Origin of the sequence: Methanobrevibacter millerae, from assembly GCF_001477655.1 — an archaeon.
GTDB lineage: Archaea > Methanobacteriota > Methanobacteria > Methanobacteriales > Methanobacteriaceae > Methanocatella > Methanocatella millerae_A.
This window is the reverse complement of record NZ_CP011266.1, coordinates 1,536,257-1,548,933: the sequence shown is the minus strand read 5'-3', so window position 1 is coordinate 1,548,933 and position 12,677 is coordinate 1,536,257. Positions and strand designations below refer to the sequence as shown.

Annotated in this window: 17 protein-coding genes; 15 read left to right on the top strand and 2 right to left on the bottom strand. The window is 32.5% G+C overall.

Going from position 1 to position 12,677, the window contains the following annotated elements; all coding sequences use genetic code 11:
* From SM9_RS06750 to SM9_RS06705, 10 genes are all read left to right on the top strand, one after another.
* Positions 1–426, top strand: a complete 426-nt coding sequence (locus SM9_RS06750; protein WP_058739416.1) for a universal stress protein — start codon at positions 1–3, stop codon at positions 424–426.
* 129 nt (positions 427–555) lie between these two features.
* Positions 556–723, top strand: coding sequence for a 4Fe-4S binding protein (locus SM9_RS06745; protein ID WP_058739415.1), 168 nt, complete (start codon positions 556–558; stop codon positions 721–723).
* A gap of 5 nt (positions 724–728) precedes the next feature.
* The gene (locus SM9_RS06740; protein ID WP_058739414.1) at positions 729–1,907 is read left to right on the top strand and encodes an NAD(P)/FAD-dependent oxidoreductase; all 1,179 of its coding nucleotides are present in this window, start codon (positions 729–731) and stop codon (positions 1,905–1,907) included.
* An 8-nt stretch (positions 1,908–1,915) separates the two neighbouring features.
* Positions 1,916–2,884: a UDP-glucose 4-epimerase GalE gene (gene galE / locus SM9_RS06735; protein WP_058739413.1), complete on the top strand. Its 969-nt coding sequence runs from the start codon at positions 1,916–1,918 to the stop codon at positions 2,882–2,884.
* A gap of 10 nt (positions 2,885–2,894) precedes the next feature.
* Positions 2,895–3,782 (top strand): hypothetical protein, encoded by an 888-nt coding sequence (locus tag SM9_RS06730; protein ID WP_058739412.1) that lies wholly within the window; start codon positions 2,895–2,897, stop codon positions 3,780–3,782.
* Between the two features lie 69 nt (positions 3,783–3,851).
* Positions 3,852–5,273, top strand: a complete 1,422-nt coding sequence (gene purF / locus SM9_RS06725) for an amidophosphoribosyltransferase (protein WP_157064697.1) — start codon at positions 3,852–3,854, stop codon at positions 5,271–5,273.
* Between the two features lie 8 nt (positions 5,274–5,281).
* Complete coding sequence (locus SM9_RS06720) at positions 5,282–6,529, top strand: peptidase U32 family protein (protein WP_058739411.1); 1,248 nt, start codon at positions 5,282–5,284, stop codon at positions 6,527–6,529.
* Positions 6,526–7,320: a Ni-sirohydrochlorin a,c-diamide reductive cyclase ATP-dependent reductase subunit gene (cfbC, locus tag SM9_RS06715; RefSeq protein ID WP_058739410.1), complete on the top strand. Its 795-nt coding sequence runs from the start codon at positions 6,526–6,528 to the stop codon at positions 7,318–7,320. Before SM9_RS06720 ends, cfbC begins: the two co-directional genes overlap by 4 nt.
* 5 nt (positions 7,321–7,325) lie before the next feature.
* On the top strand, positions 7,326–7,985 hold the full coding sequence (locus SM9_RS06710; RefSeq protein WP_058739409.1) for an HAD family hydrolase: 660 nt from the start codon (positions 7,326–7,328) through the stop codon (positions 7,983–7,985).
* A 21-nt stretch (positions 7,986–8,006) separates the two neighbouring features.
* Positions 8,007–8,357 (top strand): arsenate reductase family protein, encoded by a 351-nt coding sequence (locus SM9_RS06705; protein WP_058739408.1) that lies wholly within the window; start codon positions 8,007–8,009, stop codon positions 8,355–8,357.
* Here SM9_RS06705 and SM9_RS06700 read toward each other — a convergent pair.
* On the bottom strand, positions 8,352–8,723 hold the full coding sequence (locus SM9_RS06700; RefSeq protein WP_058739407.1) for a winged helix-turn-helix transcriptional regulator: 372 nt from the start codon (positions 8,721–8,723) through the stop codon (positions 8,352–8,354). The two genes, SM9_RS06705 and SM9_RS06700, sit on opposite strands and share 6 nt — an antisense overlap.
* A gap of 182 nt (positions 8,724–8,905) precedes the next feature.
* Between SM9_RS06700 and SM9_RS06695 the strand changes: the two genes are divergently transcribed.
* Genes SM9_RS06695 through SM9_RS06680 form a run of 4 tightly spaced genes read left to right on the top strand, consistent with a single transcriptional unit; the run spans position 8,906 to position 11,774 of the window.
* Positions 8,906–9,133: a hypothetical protein gene (locus tag SM9_RS06695; protein WP_058739406.1), complete on the top strand. Its 228-nt coding sequence runs from the start codon at positions 8,906–8,908 to the stop codon at positions 9,131–9,133.
* 45 nt (positions 9,134–9,178) lie between these two features.
* Complete coding sequence (acgM, locus tag SM9_RS06690; RefSeq protein ID WP_058739405.1) at positions 9,179–10,207, top strand: radical SAM/SPASM domain protein, ACGX system; 1,029 nt, start codon at positions 9,179–9,181, stop codon at positions 10,205–10,207.
* 2 nt (positions 10,208–10,209) lie between these two features.
* On the top strand, positions 10,210–11,172 hold the full coding sequence (locus SM9_RS06685) for a zinc-binding dehydrogenase (protein WP_058739404.1): 963 nt from the start codon (positions 10,210–10,212) through the stop codon (positions 11,170–11,172).
* Positions 11,169–11,774, top strand: coding sequence for a pyridoxamine 5'-phosphate oxidase family protein (locus SM9_RS06680; RefSeq protein ID WP_058739403.1), 606 nt, complete (start codon positions 11,169–11,171; stop codon positions 11,772–11,774). The genes SM9_RS06685 and SM9_RS06680 overlap by 4 nt, the downstream gene beginning before the upstream one ends.
* A gap of 130 nt (positions 11,775–11,904) precedes the next feature.
* Here the strand turns inward: SM9_RS06680 and SM9_RS12020 are convergent, their stop codons facing one another.
* On the bottom strand, positions 11,905–12,066 hold the full coding sequence (locus tag SM9_RS12020) for a hypothetical protein (protein ID WP_157064696.1): 162 nt from the start codon (positions 12,064–12,066) through the stop codon (positions 11,905–11,907).
* A 168-nt stretch (positions 12,067–12,234) separates the two neighbouring features.
* Between SM9_RS12020 and SM9_RS06675 the strand changes: the two genes are divergently transcribed.
* A complete protein-coding gene (locus SM9_RS06675; RefSeq protein WP_058739402.1) occupies positions 12,235–12,612 on the top strand; it encodes a winged helix-turn-helix transcriptional regulator in 378 nt (125 codons plus the stop codon).
* Positions 12,613–12,677: the final 65 nt, after the last annotated feature.

The following is a 12,677-nucleotide window of genomic DNA, read 5'->3' as shown; positions in this document are numbered from 1 at the left end:
ATGTTTGATGTAATTTGCGTTCCTGTGGACGGGTCTAAATATGGCTATGAAGCCGCAGATGTGGCTATTGAAATAGCTCATAAATTTTCATCTAAAATTGCTGCGGTTCATGTTTTGGAGGAATTTTCATTCAGTAGCTATGATTCTGAGGAGGATAGCGGTGATGCAATCTTGGATAAAGTTGCCAAAAAGGCTGGCGAATATGACATTGAAGTTACTCAACATTTATTGACTGCTGATGCATTAAGGGATATGAAATTCATTGTTAATCAAACTGGCGCTGATTTGGTCGTTATTCATCGTTATGGTTCTGATAATGAAAGGTTTGTATCTTTTGAAGAAAATAATGTTAGTGACCATCAGATTGGTTCTGTATCTGAAAGACTTTTAAGAACCTCAGATATTCCAGTTTTACTGGTAAAATAACTATTTTTTTCTTTTATTTTTATTAAATTAGTCATATAGGCTATTTTTTTACAAATGTTTAAATATTAATAAAAACATTACTATTAATAACTAAACTTTTTAGTTTATTTTTTTAAGAAAGGAGATATTATGATAGTTAAAGAATGGTGTTCATTCTGTGGAGAATGTGCAGGTGTATGCCCAAGAAATTTAATTCAAGTAAGAGAATATTCTTTAGTTTTTAAAGAAGATGAATGTAGGGATTGTGACACATGTATTAAAGCTTGTCCAATTAACGCTTTAGAAAAAGAGGACTGATTTTTATGATTGAAACTGATGTAATAGTAGTGGGTGCAGGACCAGCAGGTTCAACTGCAGCAAAACATGCTGCATTAGGTGGAGCAAAAGTTATTTTAATGGATAAAAAATCTGAAATTGGAGCACCAAAAAGATGTGCTGAAGGAGTTTCAATTCAAGGGCTTGAAAAATTAGGAATTGAACCTAGTCCTCGTTTCGTAACACAGGAAATTCAAGGTGTAAGGTTACAGGCTCCAGACGGAACAGATGTATGGCTGACTAAAGATGAAGTTCAATTGCCTGAAGCAGGTTATATCCTTGAGAGAAAAGTTTTCGATAAATTCATGGCAATGGATGCTGCAAGAGCCGGTGCTGAAATTAAAATCAAAACATTAGTAACAGGTATTGATAAAATTGACAATGGTTACATTGTTGAAACTGAATCCATGGGTAAACAAGAAACTTACAAATGTAAAATATTGATTGCTGCTGACGGTCCGGAAGGACATATTGCAAGATGGGCAGGTCTTAAACCAGCTGCAAAAGCAAAAGAAATGGAATCAGGTGTTCAATACGAAATGTGTAACGTGGAATTTGAAAGACCCGGCGTCATTGAATTCTACTTCGGATCATGTGCTCCTGGAGGATACGTATGGATTTTCCCTAAAGGAGATGACATCGCTAACATTGGTTTAGCTGTTTTACCACATATGGCAGAAAAGCCTGCAATTGAATATTTGGATGATTTCATTGCTAAATGTCCTTACACCCAAAATGCTCAGGCTGTTGAGTTAAATGTTGGTGGAGACCCTGTTGGTGGAATGACTAAAAAGCTTTATGATGATAACATTATGGTCGTTGGAGATGCTGCAGGTCAAGTAAATCCTTTAACCGGTGGTGGAATCATTAGTGGAATGACTGGTGGAATGTGTGCTGGTCAAGTAGCAGCAGAAGCAATCAAGGAAGACTGCTCTAAAAAATTCTTAAAGCAATATGATCAAATGGCTCATGACGAGTTGGATTATGAAATTAAAAGATATAAAAAAGTTCAAGAATACTTGCTTACATTATCTGATGAAGAGTTAGACAGTATTGCCCATGCATTTGAAGGTGAAAGCTTCGAGAAAATTTCCACTACAGAAATCGTTAAAAAATTAATTAAAATTTCACCTAAAGCCTTATTGAAATTAGGTAAATTTATCTAGGTGTTTGAATGATTTTAGTCACTGGTGGAGCAGGTTATATAGGTTCCCACACTAATAAAGCATTACATAATGCAGGTTATGATACTGTTGTAGTAGATAATTTGTGTAAAGGTTATGAAACATTTGCTAAATGGGGCAATTTTGAAGATTATGACTTTGGAAGTAAGGATTTGCGCGAAGTATTTGAAAAATATGATATAGATGGAGTATTGCACTTCGCCGCATTTTCATCTGTTGCAGAATCTGTTGAACTTCCACAAAAATATTTCAAAAACAACTACAAAAACACATTAAATCTTTTACAGATTATGAGAGAATTCGGTGTAGATAAATTCATTTTGTCATCAACTGCTGCAGTTTACGGTAATCCTGAAAAGGTTCCAATTACAGAAGATCAGGAATTAAAGCCAATCAATCCATATGGTCATTCAAAATGGATTACTGAAAAGGCATTGGAAAGGGAAGCCCAAAAAGGTGATTTCAACTATGTTTCTTTAAGATATTTCAATGCCGCAGGATGTGATTTTGACTGTGAAATTGGTGAACTGCATGACCCTGAAACTCATTTGATTCCATTGGTTTTGGATGCGGCTATTGGTAAAAGGGACTCCATTTCAATATTTGGTACTGATTATAATACTCCTGACGGTACATGTATTCGTGACTATATTCATGTTAATGATTTGGCTAGTGCACATATTGCCGCTTATGAATATTTATGTGAAAAAAATGAATCTAATATCTTCAATTTAGGAAATGGACAAGGATATTCAGTTCGTGAGATTATTGACATGTGCAAAAAAGTCACTGGTCGTGATTTTAAAGTTGACATTGCTGATCGTCGTGAAGGTGATCCTGATATTTTAATTGCAGATGCATCCAAAATTGAAAAGGAACTTGGTTGGAAACCTAAATATGATTTGGAATGTATTGTATCATCCGCATGGAAATGGCATCAAAAGGTGAATGATATCTAAGAGGTTTATTATGGAAAACAACAATTATAACTCAAAGATTGATGTTAGAATTATCGTATCAAACCTTGACATTGCAGGTTTGATTTCAAAGGCTGTTAATAATGTTCAGCTAGAAAAAGATTATAATATTGTTGTTTCATCTATAATTCCCACCACAGATTTTGAAATAGCTAAAAAAGTAGCTGAAGGTGCAGATATTATTCTTATTGGTGGATATGGCCAAGATGATAATTTTAATATGCTATTCAATGATTTAAAAACAGATTTTAATCATATTGGCTTATTTGATTATAACAATGTCCTTTTTGAAAGTGAAGAGATTAATATTGAACTTGCACAAAAGGAAATATTGAATTCAATCATCAAGTCTACCCTTTCTTATTCTTTAAATTTAATTAATATTCATACTTTGGAAAATAAACTATTGAAAGTTACTCATAACTATAATAATTTACTTGATGATTATAATAAGCTCATTAAGGAAAATGAAGTATTGTCAATGGAAAATAAGGATTTGCATGATGATATTGACAATTTAAAATCAGATTTCACAAATTTTAAAAATAGGTTTGAAAATATCCACACTAAAGATTTTTTAGAAATTTACAGGCTGGATGAACTGTGGAGAGAAACTTTTAATCAGAATTTGGTTGATGAGGAAAAGATTGTAATAGCTACAAATAAGTTCAGACCTGATAATATACTTGTTGGACAAGGTTTTATAGCAGCTCAATCTAGAAATCTGGCTATTGATTGGTTAAAAATTATTAAAACTGCTTTAATTTTTGTTGAAGATAATAAAGATGAATTAACCAAGGAATTATCTTCTAAACATTCAAATAAGCCTCCGGAAGTTCGGGATGATTATGATTTACCAAACACTTTTGAGAATTTCTAGGAGTAAAAAGATTATTATTTATAGTAGGTTGAAGAAAAATAATAATTGATAATTAAATGGTGTTTGCAAATGCAAGGTGAGATGGAAGATAAATGTGGTATAGTGGGAATTCATTCTAAGGATACTTCTAGGAATGTTTCTTCTTTTGTTTATTATGGTTTGTATGCTTTACAGCATAGAGGTCAAGAATCTGCAGGTATAGCAACTTTCAATTCAGAAAAAGGATTGAATTATTACTGTGGCATGGGTTTAATCACTGATGTCTTTAAAGATTATGAAATCCATAATCTTGAAGGAAACATTGCTATTGGTCATGTTAGGTATTCAACAACTGGTCAATCTCGATTAGAAAATTCCCAGCCTTTTGTCACTGATTTTGATGATGGATTTATTGCTATGGCTCATAATGGGGATATTGTTAACTCTGGTGAGTTAAGAAATGAACTGATTGCTGAGGGTTATGAATTTAAATCAGACACTGATTCTGAAGTAATTTGTTATATGCTTAAAAAAGAATATTATGATAATAAAAACAGCATCATTGATGCTATTGAAGCCGTTTCAAAAAAACTTGTTGGATCTTATGCATTAGTCATTCTTGTCAATGGTGAACTATATGGTGTTCGTGATCCTATGGGTATTAAACCATTGGCAGTTGCTAAAAAAGCTGATGACTATATTTTAGCATCTGAAACCGTTGCATTTGATGTTGTAAATGCTAAATACATTAGGGATATTGTTCCTGGTGAAGTTGTTTACTTTAAAGATGATGAAATTCAAAGCCATATGCTAGAAATTGCAGATGATTACGGATTATCTCATTGCATGTTTGAATATGTTTACTTTGCAAGGCCAGATAGTACCATTGATGGTATTAATGTTTATCAAACCAGATTAAATATAGGTGAACAATTACATAAGTTATATCCTATTGATGCTGATTTTGTAATTCCAGTACCTGACTCATCAATTCCTGCAGCCATTGGTTATTCAAGGGCTTCCGGAATTCCTTATGGTGAAGGTTTGATTAAAAACAGGTATGTTGGAAGAACTTTTATCATGCCAACTCAGGAAGAACGTGAATTGGCTGTTAGACTTAAATTAAATCCTATTAAGGAAGCTATTAAAGGTAAAAAAATAATTTTAATTGATGATAGTATTGTTAGAGGAACCACATCTAAAAAACTACTTGATTTAGTCAAAGAATCAGAACCTGCTGAAATTCATTTTTTAGTTGGATGTCCTCCTGTAGTTGCACCTTGTTTCTATGGTGTGGCAATGGCAACTAAAAAAGAATTGATTGCTGCTAATTATAGCATTGAAGAAATTAAGGAGCAATTAGACATTGATACTTTAGGTTATATCACTTTGGATGCTCTTATAGATGCTATAGGTATGCCTGCTGAAGATTTATGTTTAGGATGTCTTAACGAAGAATATCCAACTGAACTTCCAGATGATATTGAAGCAGAAACTTATTATAAACCTTAAGGATTAATATGGTAGAATTATTAGCTCCTGCTGGAAATTTCATCTCAATGCGTGCTGTATTGGAAAATGGTGCTGATGCAGTATACTTTGGCTTGGATGAATACAATATGAGAGCTAATGCCAAAAATTTTTCTCTAAGTGATTTATCTAAAATAGCAAAGATGGCTTCAGATTATGATGCTAAAACTTATCTTTGCACAAATATTATTTTGAAAGAATCTGAAATTGAAAAGCTAAAAAATAATTTGGATGTCATTTCATCATCAGAGATTGATGGACTTATTTTATCTGATATTGGACTAATAGAAGATGCTGTTTCACATGGTCTTGAAGCCCATGTTAGCGTTCAGGAAAACGTTACCAATTCCCATACTTTAAAGACATTACATAAATTGGGTGCTAAAAGAGCAATTCTTTCACGTGAATTGTCAATTGATGAAATTGCTGAAATTACAGACAAATCTCCTATTGAAACTGAAATTTTTATTCATGGCGCAATGTGTATGGCAATTTCAGGCAGATGCTTTTTAAGCTATGGGCTATATGGCCGAAGCGCTAATTGTGGAGATTGCCTGCAGCCATGCCGTAAAAATTGGACATTAACATTTGAAGAGTCTCAAAATGATGCTGTTTCAAATACTTCAGATGTTTCGGAAGAGTCTTTTGTCATATCAAAATCCTATGATGACACTTATAGAACTAACTTTTTTTCACCGAAAGACATGTGCATGATAGAGCACATTCCTGAATTAATAGATACTGGTGTAAGCTCATTTAAAATAGAAGGAAGGGCACGCAGTCCTGATTATGGTGCGATGGTAACTGGAATTTATCGTGAAGCTATTGATTTATATTTGAATAATCCTGATGAATATGAAGTAAATCCTAAATGGATGGAAGAGTTAAAAAGTGTTTTCAATCGTGGATTTGACACCGGATTTTATTTCAATGTTCCATATGAGACAAGCGAAACCAACCAATCTAAATACATTAAAAAAGACATTGGGCAGGTGGTCAATTTTTATAATAAGGTCAGTGTTGCTGAGATTAGGGTTTGGGATGAATTGAAAATCGGTGATAGGATAATGATTCAGGGTGAAACCACGGGTTCTGTTACTCATGTCATAGATTCCATGCAGATTGAAGGTCGAGATGTTAAGGAAGTTCCTAAAAACTCAAATGTAGGTGTTTTGATTCCTACTAAAGTTAGAAAAAATGATTTTGTCTATAAACTTAAAGAGAGGTCACAACAATGATTAAAAAAATAGCTATTTATGGAAAGGGTGGAATAGGAAAAAGTACAACTGTAGCTAATTTGTCTGCTACATGGGCCAGTGATGATTTAAAATGCCTGGTCATTGGTTGTGATCCAAAAGCAGACACTACACGTACATTATATGGTCAAAGAATTCCCACTGTAGTTAACACGCTTAAGGATAATAGAAATCCTGAAAGGGATGATTTGGTTTTCAAAGGATTTAAGGATATATTATGTGTTGAAAGCGGAGGGCCAGAACCTGGTGTTGGATGTGCCGGACGTGGTGTAATCGTTGCAATGAAAAGGCTTGAAAAACTCGATATTTTTGAAGAGGATTTGGATGTTGTAGTATATGATGTATTGGGTGATGTTGTTTGCGGTGGTTTTTCTGTGCCTTTGCGTGAAAATTATGCTGATGAAGTATTGATTGTAACTTCCGGTGAATACATGTCACTTTATGCGGCAAATAATATTGTTAGGGGTGTTAAAAAGCTTAAGGGAAATTTAAGCGGAATTATCTGCAACTGCAGAAATGTTGAAAATGAAGAGGAGATTGTTAATGCTTTTGCAGAAAAAATAGGAACTCATGTTATTGGTACTATTCACAGAAGCAATCTTATTCAGGATGCTGAATTAGATGCAAAAACTGTTGTAGAAAAATATCCTGAAAGTGAAGAGGCTGGTGAATACTCAAAGCTTGCTTCAAATATTATGGATAATGAAAATATTTCAATTCCAGAACCTATGGATGATGAGGAATTTGAGGAATTTTTCAAGTCATTTATCTAGATATCATGAAAAAGCTATATATTTTTGATTTTGATGGAACTTTGGTTGACACTGTTGATGATGTTGTCATATGTCTTAACAAGGCTTTAAAAGCACATGATTTTCCAACATTGACCAGCAGTGAATATGTTGAAAGATTGGGCGGTAACATTAATGAAATCGTCTCCCTTGTTTTAAAAGACAAAAACACGCCGGAAAATATCGAAGCTGTTAAGGAAACTTACATCCCAATATATGATGAATCACCTAAGCAAAACAGTGTTCCTTTTGAAGGAATTGGAAATTTGCTTGAAGAATTGCAGGATAAAAACGTGTTGCTTGCAATCAATTCAAACAGAACAACGGATTCAATTAAATATTTTACGGATAAATTCCTCAAGGATATAGATTTTCTCTTGATTGAAGGGCATAATGAAAATTATCCCTCAAAGCCAAGTCCGATAGGTGTTAATAGGATTCTTGATATGGCTAATGTTAAAACAGAAGAAGCAATATATATTGGGGATTCAAAAACAGATATTGCAACTGCAAAAAATGCAGGAATGGACTGTATCATTGTTACTTGGGGATATGGTGATGAAAAAGCTTATAATGATGACTATCCTGTAGCTGTTGTTGATGATATTTCACAGTTAAGTGATGCATTAAACATTAACTATTTTTAATTTAAAAATCAATTAAATATTATGTTATTCGTACATTATCCAAGATGTTCAACTTGTAAAAAAGCTAAAAAATGGTTGGAAGAAAATAATCTAGAATTCACAGAAAAAGATATTGTGGAAGACAATCCTACTTTTGAGGAATTAAAGGAATGGTATGAAAAAAGTGAATTACCGTTAAAAAGATTTTTCAACACCAGTGGAATGAAATATCGTGAATTGAAATTAAAAGACAAACTTCCTGATATGTCTGAAGATGAACAGCTAGAATTACTTGCAACAGATGGTATGCTTGTTAAAAGGCCAATAATTGTTAGTGATGATGTTGTTTTAACAGGTTTTAAAGTTAAAGAATGGGAAGAGAAATTATTATAATAAAATTTCTTTAAAAACTTTTTTTAATTCTTTTTTATTTTCGTCATCATAATATCTGTTGTTAATATCAGTATTTAGGGTAAACATTGCCAATTCATACAGTACTTTATTTAAAGCCAGACCTTTTTCAGTTAATTTATATTCTATTCCACCATTAGTTTTCCGTGTTATCAAACCATTTTCTTCCATTTCCTTAAGACAATTACTTAAAACCTTATTGGAAAGATTAGGTTTTCCTTCCTTAAATTCATTGAATCTTTTTTTGCCAAAAAACATGTCCCTTATGATTTGGATAACCCATTTTCTGTTGATATGTTCCATGGCTATTTCAATAGGACATATTAATGCTTTTTCTTCTTTTTCCATTTAAATGCCTCTTTTGTTAATTAAATTTTTATAAATATTTGTTTATTAATTTTAAGTTACTTAGAGGTAACTTAATGGTTAATAGTTACTTTAAAGTAACTTAATTTATTTATAATTGAATAAATTAAAGTAAAATTAATAAAAGAAAAATTCTTTTATTTAAAAATTAAGGAGAAAATTATATGTTTAAATTGAACTCATGGAATGAAAATGAAACATATTTTAGTTCTAAAATTGCACAAAATGTAATTTCAACCGCATGTGGCAGCGATGTTGTAGCTTCTGCTTGTGGTAGTGACATTAACACTGCTTGTGGTTCTGATGTTAATACCGCTTGTGGTAGTGATGTTGTTGCTTCTGCTTGTGGTAGTGACATTAACACTGCATGTGGCAGTGATATTAAATTCTAAGATTATTCAATAATCTTTTTTTATTTCTTTTTTTGGAGTGATTTCATGGCTGATTTTTTTGCTTTTCAATGGCATATACTTGATGATTGTGATCAAAGGTGTAAGCACTGTTATATTTTTTCAGAGGACAATAATAAAGAACTGGTAACAATGAGCTATGATGAAATGGAGCACGTTTTAGATAACTGTTTGGAGATGTGTGAAAAAACAAATCGCAGACCATATTTTTCCATTACTGGTGGAGATCCAATTTTACATCCTAACTTTTGGGATTTACTTGAAACTCTTCATGATAGAAAACTTTATTACAATATCATGGGAAACCCTTTTCATTTAACTCCTGACGTATGCAGTCGATTGAATGAATTAGGCTGCAGACAGTATCAGCTTTCTTTGGATGGTCTTCGAGAAACTCATGACTATTTCAGAAAACCAGGATCTTTTGATTCAACTTTAAATGCTGTTAAAACCTTACAGGATGCAGGTGTAAGAGCAAGCATCATGACAACAGTTTCCAAAACAAATATCTCAGAGATAACAGGCATTATTGACGAGGCTGTAAAAAATGATGTTGGATTGTTTAGTTTTGCAAGATATTGTCCGACCAGTTTTGAAAAAACAGCACAAATGACTCCTGAAGAATATAAAAATTTATTGGATGATGTTTGGCAGAAATATCAGGAATATAAAGATTCTAATACCTTTTTTAATTTAAAAGATCACTTATGGACATTGTTCCTATATGAAAAGGGAATTTTTAAAATACCTCAAAATTTAAAAGATGATGTCATCTATGATGGCTGTAACTGTGGAAACAGTCATTTGACAATACTTCCAACAGGTGATGTCTTTGCCTGCCGCAGAATGGACAGCAAAGTGGGCAATGCATTAACAGAGAGAATATTTGATATATTCACTGGAGATAAAATGAATGAATATCGCCGTTTCGAAGAATTTGAAAAATGCAGCAAATGTGAATTGCTGAGATTTTGCAGAGGTTGTCCTGCAGTAAGCTATGGATATACTCATAATATGTATTCACCAGATCCACAATGTTGGAAGGAAGTAGGATAATAATGAAAGCAATTGTTTTAAAAAAAACATGTAAAGCACAGGATTTGAAAGTAAGTGAAATAGATATACCTAAAGTCAAAAAGGATTGGGTTTTAGTTAAAATCATAGGTTTTGGAATCAATCGCTCAGAAGTAATTTTAAGGGATTATGAGGCAGATGAGCCTTACATTAACTTACCTGTAGTTCCGGGAATTGAATGTGTTGGTGAAATTGCAGATGAATCCAACAGTGATTTATCCAAAGGAGACAAAATCGTTGCTTTAATGGGTGGTATGGGAAGGTTATTTGATGGCAGCTATGCTGAATATGCGCTGCTTCCTAAAAAGAATGTATTTAAAATTCCGGATTATGCCTTTGATAATTTAACTCTTGAAGAAATAATATCTATCCCTGAAACTTATTTTACTTCTTATGGATCAATTTCAACATTAAATTTGAAAAAAGAGGATACTCTGCTTGTAAGGGGTGCAACTAGTGCTACGGGATTGACTGCAATACAGCTGGCTAGTGCAGTAGGATGTAAAATAATAGCAACTTCAAGAAATGAAAACAGATTTGAAAAACTTAAAAATTGTGGTGCAGATGAATGTGTTGTTGATGATGGAGATTTGTCAGGCTATATTTCATGCAATAAGATTTTGGAGTTAATCGGACCTAAAACATTAATTGATTCACTGAATTTACTTGAAGAAGATGGAATCTGTTGTGTGACAGGAATTTTAGGTGGAATTGAATATTTGGACGGATTTGATCCAATAAAACATTTATATAAAAAATATGTAACTTCATTCTTTTCTAATTTTCCTACTCAGGATATTATTGATGAGATTTTTGATTTTATAATCATTAATGACATTAAACCGGCTATTGGAAGAGTTTTCACATCACTGGAAGACATTCCAAAAGCTCATTTGTTAATGGAAAGTAACAATGCACAAGGAAAAATAATATTCAGATTAATATGATAACAAAAGAAGATTGTTTTAACCAATTAAGAGATGTAATAGATGCAGTTTTATCAACGGTTGATGAAAATGGAAATCCCCAATCCAGAATTATTGATATAATGCATATTGAAGATGAAAAAATATATTTTTTGACAGGACGCGGAAAGGATGTGTATCGTGAAATCATTAATCATCCGAAGGTTTCCTATCTTTCACTAAAGGATAACAAGTCAATTCGTATCTCTGGTGAAGCATATCAGTTGGATGACCAAAAATATTGGATTGATTTGATGTTTGATGAAAATAAGTTCTTGAATAATGTATATCCTGGGGAATCCCGTTATATTTTAGAGCCGTTCTGCATTGAAAATGCTGAAATGGAATTTTTTGATTTGACACAAAAGCCTATTTTTAGAAAAACATTCACATTAGGGAATGCTAAAATAACTCCTAAAGGTTTTGTAATAGGGGATAATTGTGTTGCCTGCGGAATATGTAAGGGAGTATGTCCTCAGAATGTTCCTGTTGAAGGTGAAAAATATTGTATTCCTCAGGAAAACTGCCTTCACTGTGGAAGATGCTTTGAAAAGTGTCCAATGCAAAATATTGAACGCTTATAATTATTTTTTTAAAGGGGATTATTTAAAATCCCCTTTCGTGTTTATCAAAACAACATTTTTTTGATTATTTGGGAATATATGATTTAGAGGAGGGGTTGAGATATATTGGTGTTGTTTTGATTTAATTGATCTACATTTCTGTAGTGTCAATACAGCAGCTTGTGCTGATTTTTGTTGTATCCACACAGCAGCTTGTTGAAACATCACTGCCGCATGGTCCACTTACCATGTTTTGCGCAATCTCTGATGAATTAAACTTTTCTTTTTCATTCCAAGAATTTAGTTTATACATGTCTTTCACCTCTTAAATACTTGAAAGTCCTATTTTACTAAAACTTTCAATTAAAACTTCTGATATTATTATATAAATTCTTTTGGTAACTTTTTAGTTACTCTATAAAATACCGATAACTTTATATATGATAAAAAAGCCTATATGATTACTGGGAGGAAATTGAAAATGAATACCTATAGCAAATGTCCAATCGATTTGGTAGTGCGATTGTTCAAAAAGAAATGGGTAATCGAAATTCTTCGTGATTTATTTTTCGGTAAATCCCGTTTCTCAGAGTTCAAGCAAGGAAAACCAAATTTATCTAATAAAGTTTTAAGCAACTGCTTAAAGGCAATGGAAAAAGACGGTTTGATTAAAAGAATATCAGACCGATATGAACGTGATGTTGAATACATATTGACCAAAAAAGGTCAAGCATTGAATAAAATTGTCTATGAGTTGGCCATGTTTAGTATTGATGAAGATCTTGGTGATACTAAATTCAATGAAGAAACTAAAGGCAAGATGAAACGCAGTTTCAAAGATAAATTGCTTTTTAAATAATTCAAAATAATTGCTCCTGCTAGGTGTGGGCGGGAGTTGTAAACCACTTTTTTTAATAATTTTTA

What these genes read in the sequence shown, in the direction of transcription:
- SM9_RS06750 (WP_058739416.1), top strand. Translation starts at nt 1, where the DNA reads ATGTTTGATGTAATTTGCGTTCCTGTGGACGGGTCTAAATATGGCTAT.
- SM9_RS06745 (WP_058739415.1), top strand. Translation starts at nt 556, where the DNA reads ATGATAGTTAAAGAATGGTGTTCATTCTGTGGAGAATGTGCAGGTGTA.
- SM9_RS06740 (WP_058739414.1), top strand. Translation starts at nt 729, where the DNA reads ATGATTGAAACTGATGTAATAGTAGTGGGTGCAGGACCAGCAGGTTCA.
- galE (WP_058739413.1), top strand. Translation starts at nt 1,916, where the DNA reads ATGATTTTAGTCACTGGTGGAGCAGGTTATATAGGTTCCCACACTAAT.
- SM9_RS06730 (WP_058739412.1), top strand. Translation starts at nt 2,895, where the DNA reads ATGGAAAACAACAATTATAACTCAAAGATTGATGTTAGAATTATCGTA.
- purF (WP_157064697.1), top strand. Translation starts at nt 3,852, where the DNA reads ATGCAAGGTGAGATGGAAGATAAATGTGGTATAGTGGGAATTCATTCT.
- SM9_RS06720 (WP_058739411.1), top strand. Translation starts at nt 5,282, where the DNA reads ATGGTAGAATTATTAGCTCCTGCTGGAAATTTCATCTCAATGCGTGCT.
- cfbC (WP_058739410.1), top strand. Translation starts at nt 6,526, where the DNA reads ATGATTAAAAAAATAGCTATTTATGGAAAGGGTGGAATAGGAAAAAGT.
- SM9_RS06710 (WP_058739409.1), top strand. Translation starts at nt 7,326, where the DNA reads ATGAAAAAGCTATATATTTTTGATTTTGATGGAACTTTGGTTGACACT.
- SM9_RS06705 (WP_058739408.1), top strand. Translation starts at nt 8,007, where the DNA reads ATGTTATTCGTACATTATCCAAGATGTTCAACTTGTAAAAAAGCTAAA.
- SM9_RS06700 (WP_058739407.1), bottom strand. Translation starts at nt 8,723, where the DNA reads ATGGAAAAAGAAGAAAAAGCATTAATATGTCCTATTGAAATAGCCATG.
- SM9_RS06695 (WP_058739406.1), top strand. Translation starts at nt 8,906, where the DNA reads ATGTTTAAATTGAACTCATGGAATGAAAATGAAACATATTTTAGTTCT.
- acgM (WP_058739405.1), top strand. Translation starts at nt 9,179, where the DNA reads ATGGCTGATTTTTTTGCTTTTCAATGGCATATACTTGATGATTGTGAT.
- SM9_RS06685 (WP_058739404.1), top strand. Translation starts at nt 10,210, where the DNA reads ATGAAAGCAATTGTTTTAAAAAAAACATGTAAAGCACAGGATTTGAAA.
- SM9_RS06680 (WP_058739403.1), top strand. Translation starts at nt 11,169, where the DNA reads ATGATAACAAAAGAAGATTGTTTTAACCAATTAAGAGATGTAATAGAT.
- SM9_RS12020 (WP_157064696.1), bottom strand. Translation starts at nt 12,066, where the DNA reads ATGTATAAACTAAATTCTTGGAATGAAAAAGAAAAGTTTAATTCATCA.
- SM9_RS06675 (WP_058739402.1), top strand. Translation starts at nt 12,235, where the DNA reads ATGAATACCTATAGCAAATGTCCAATCGATTTGGTAGTGCGATTGTTC.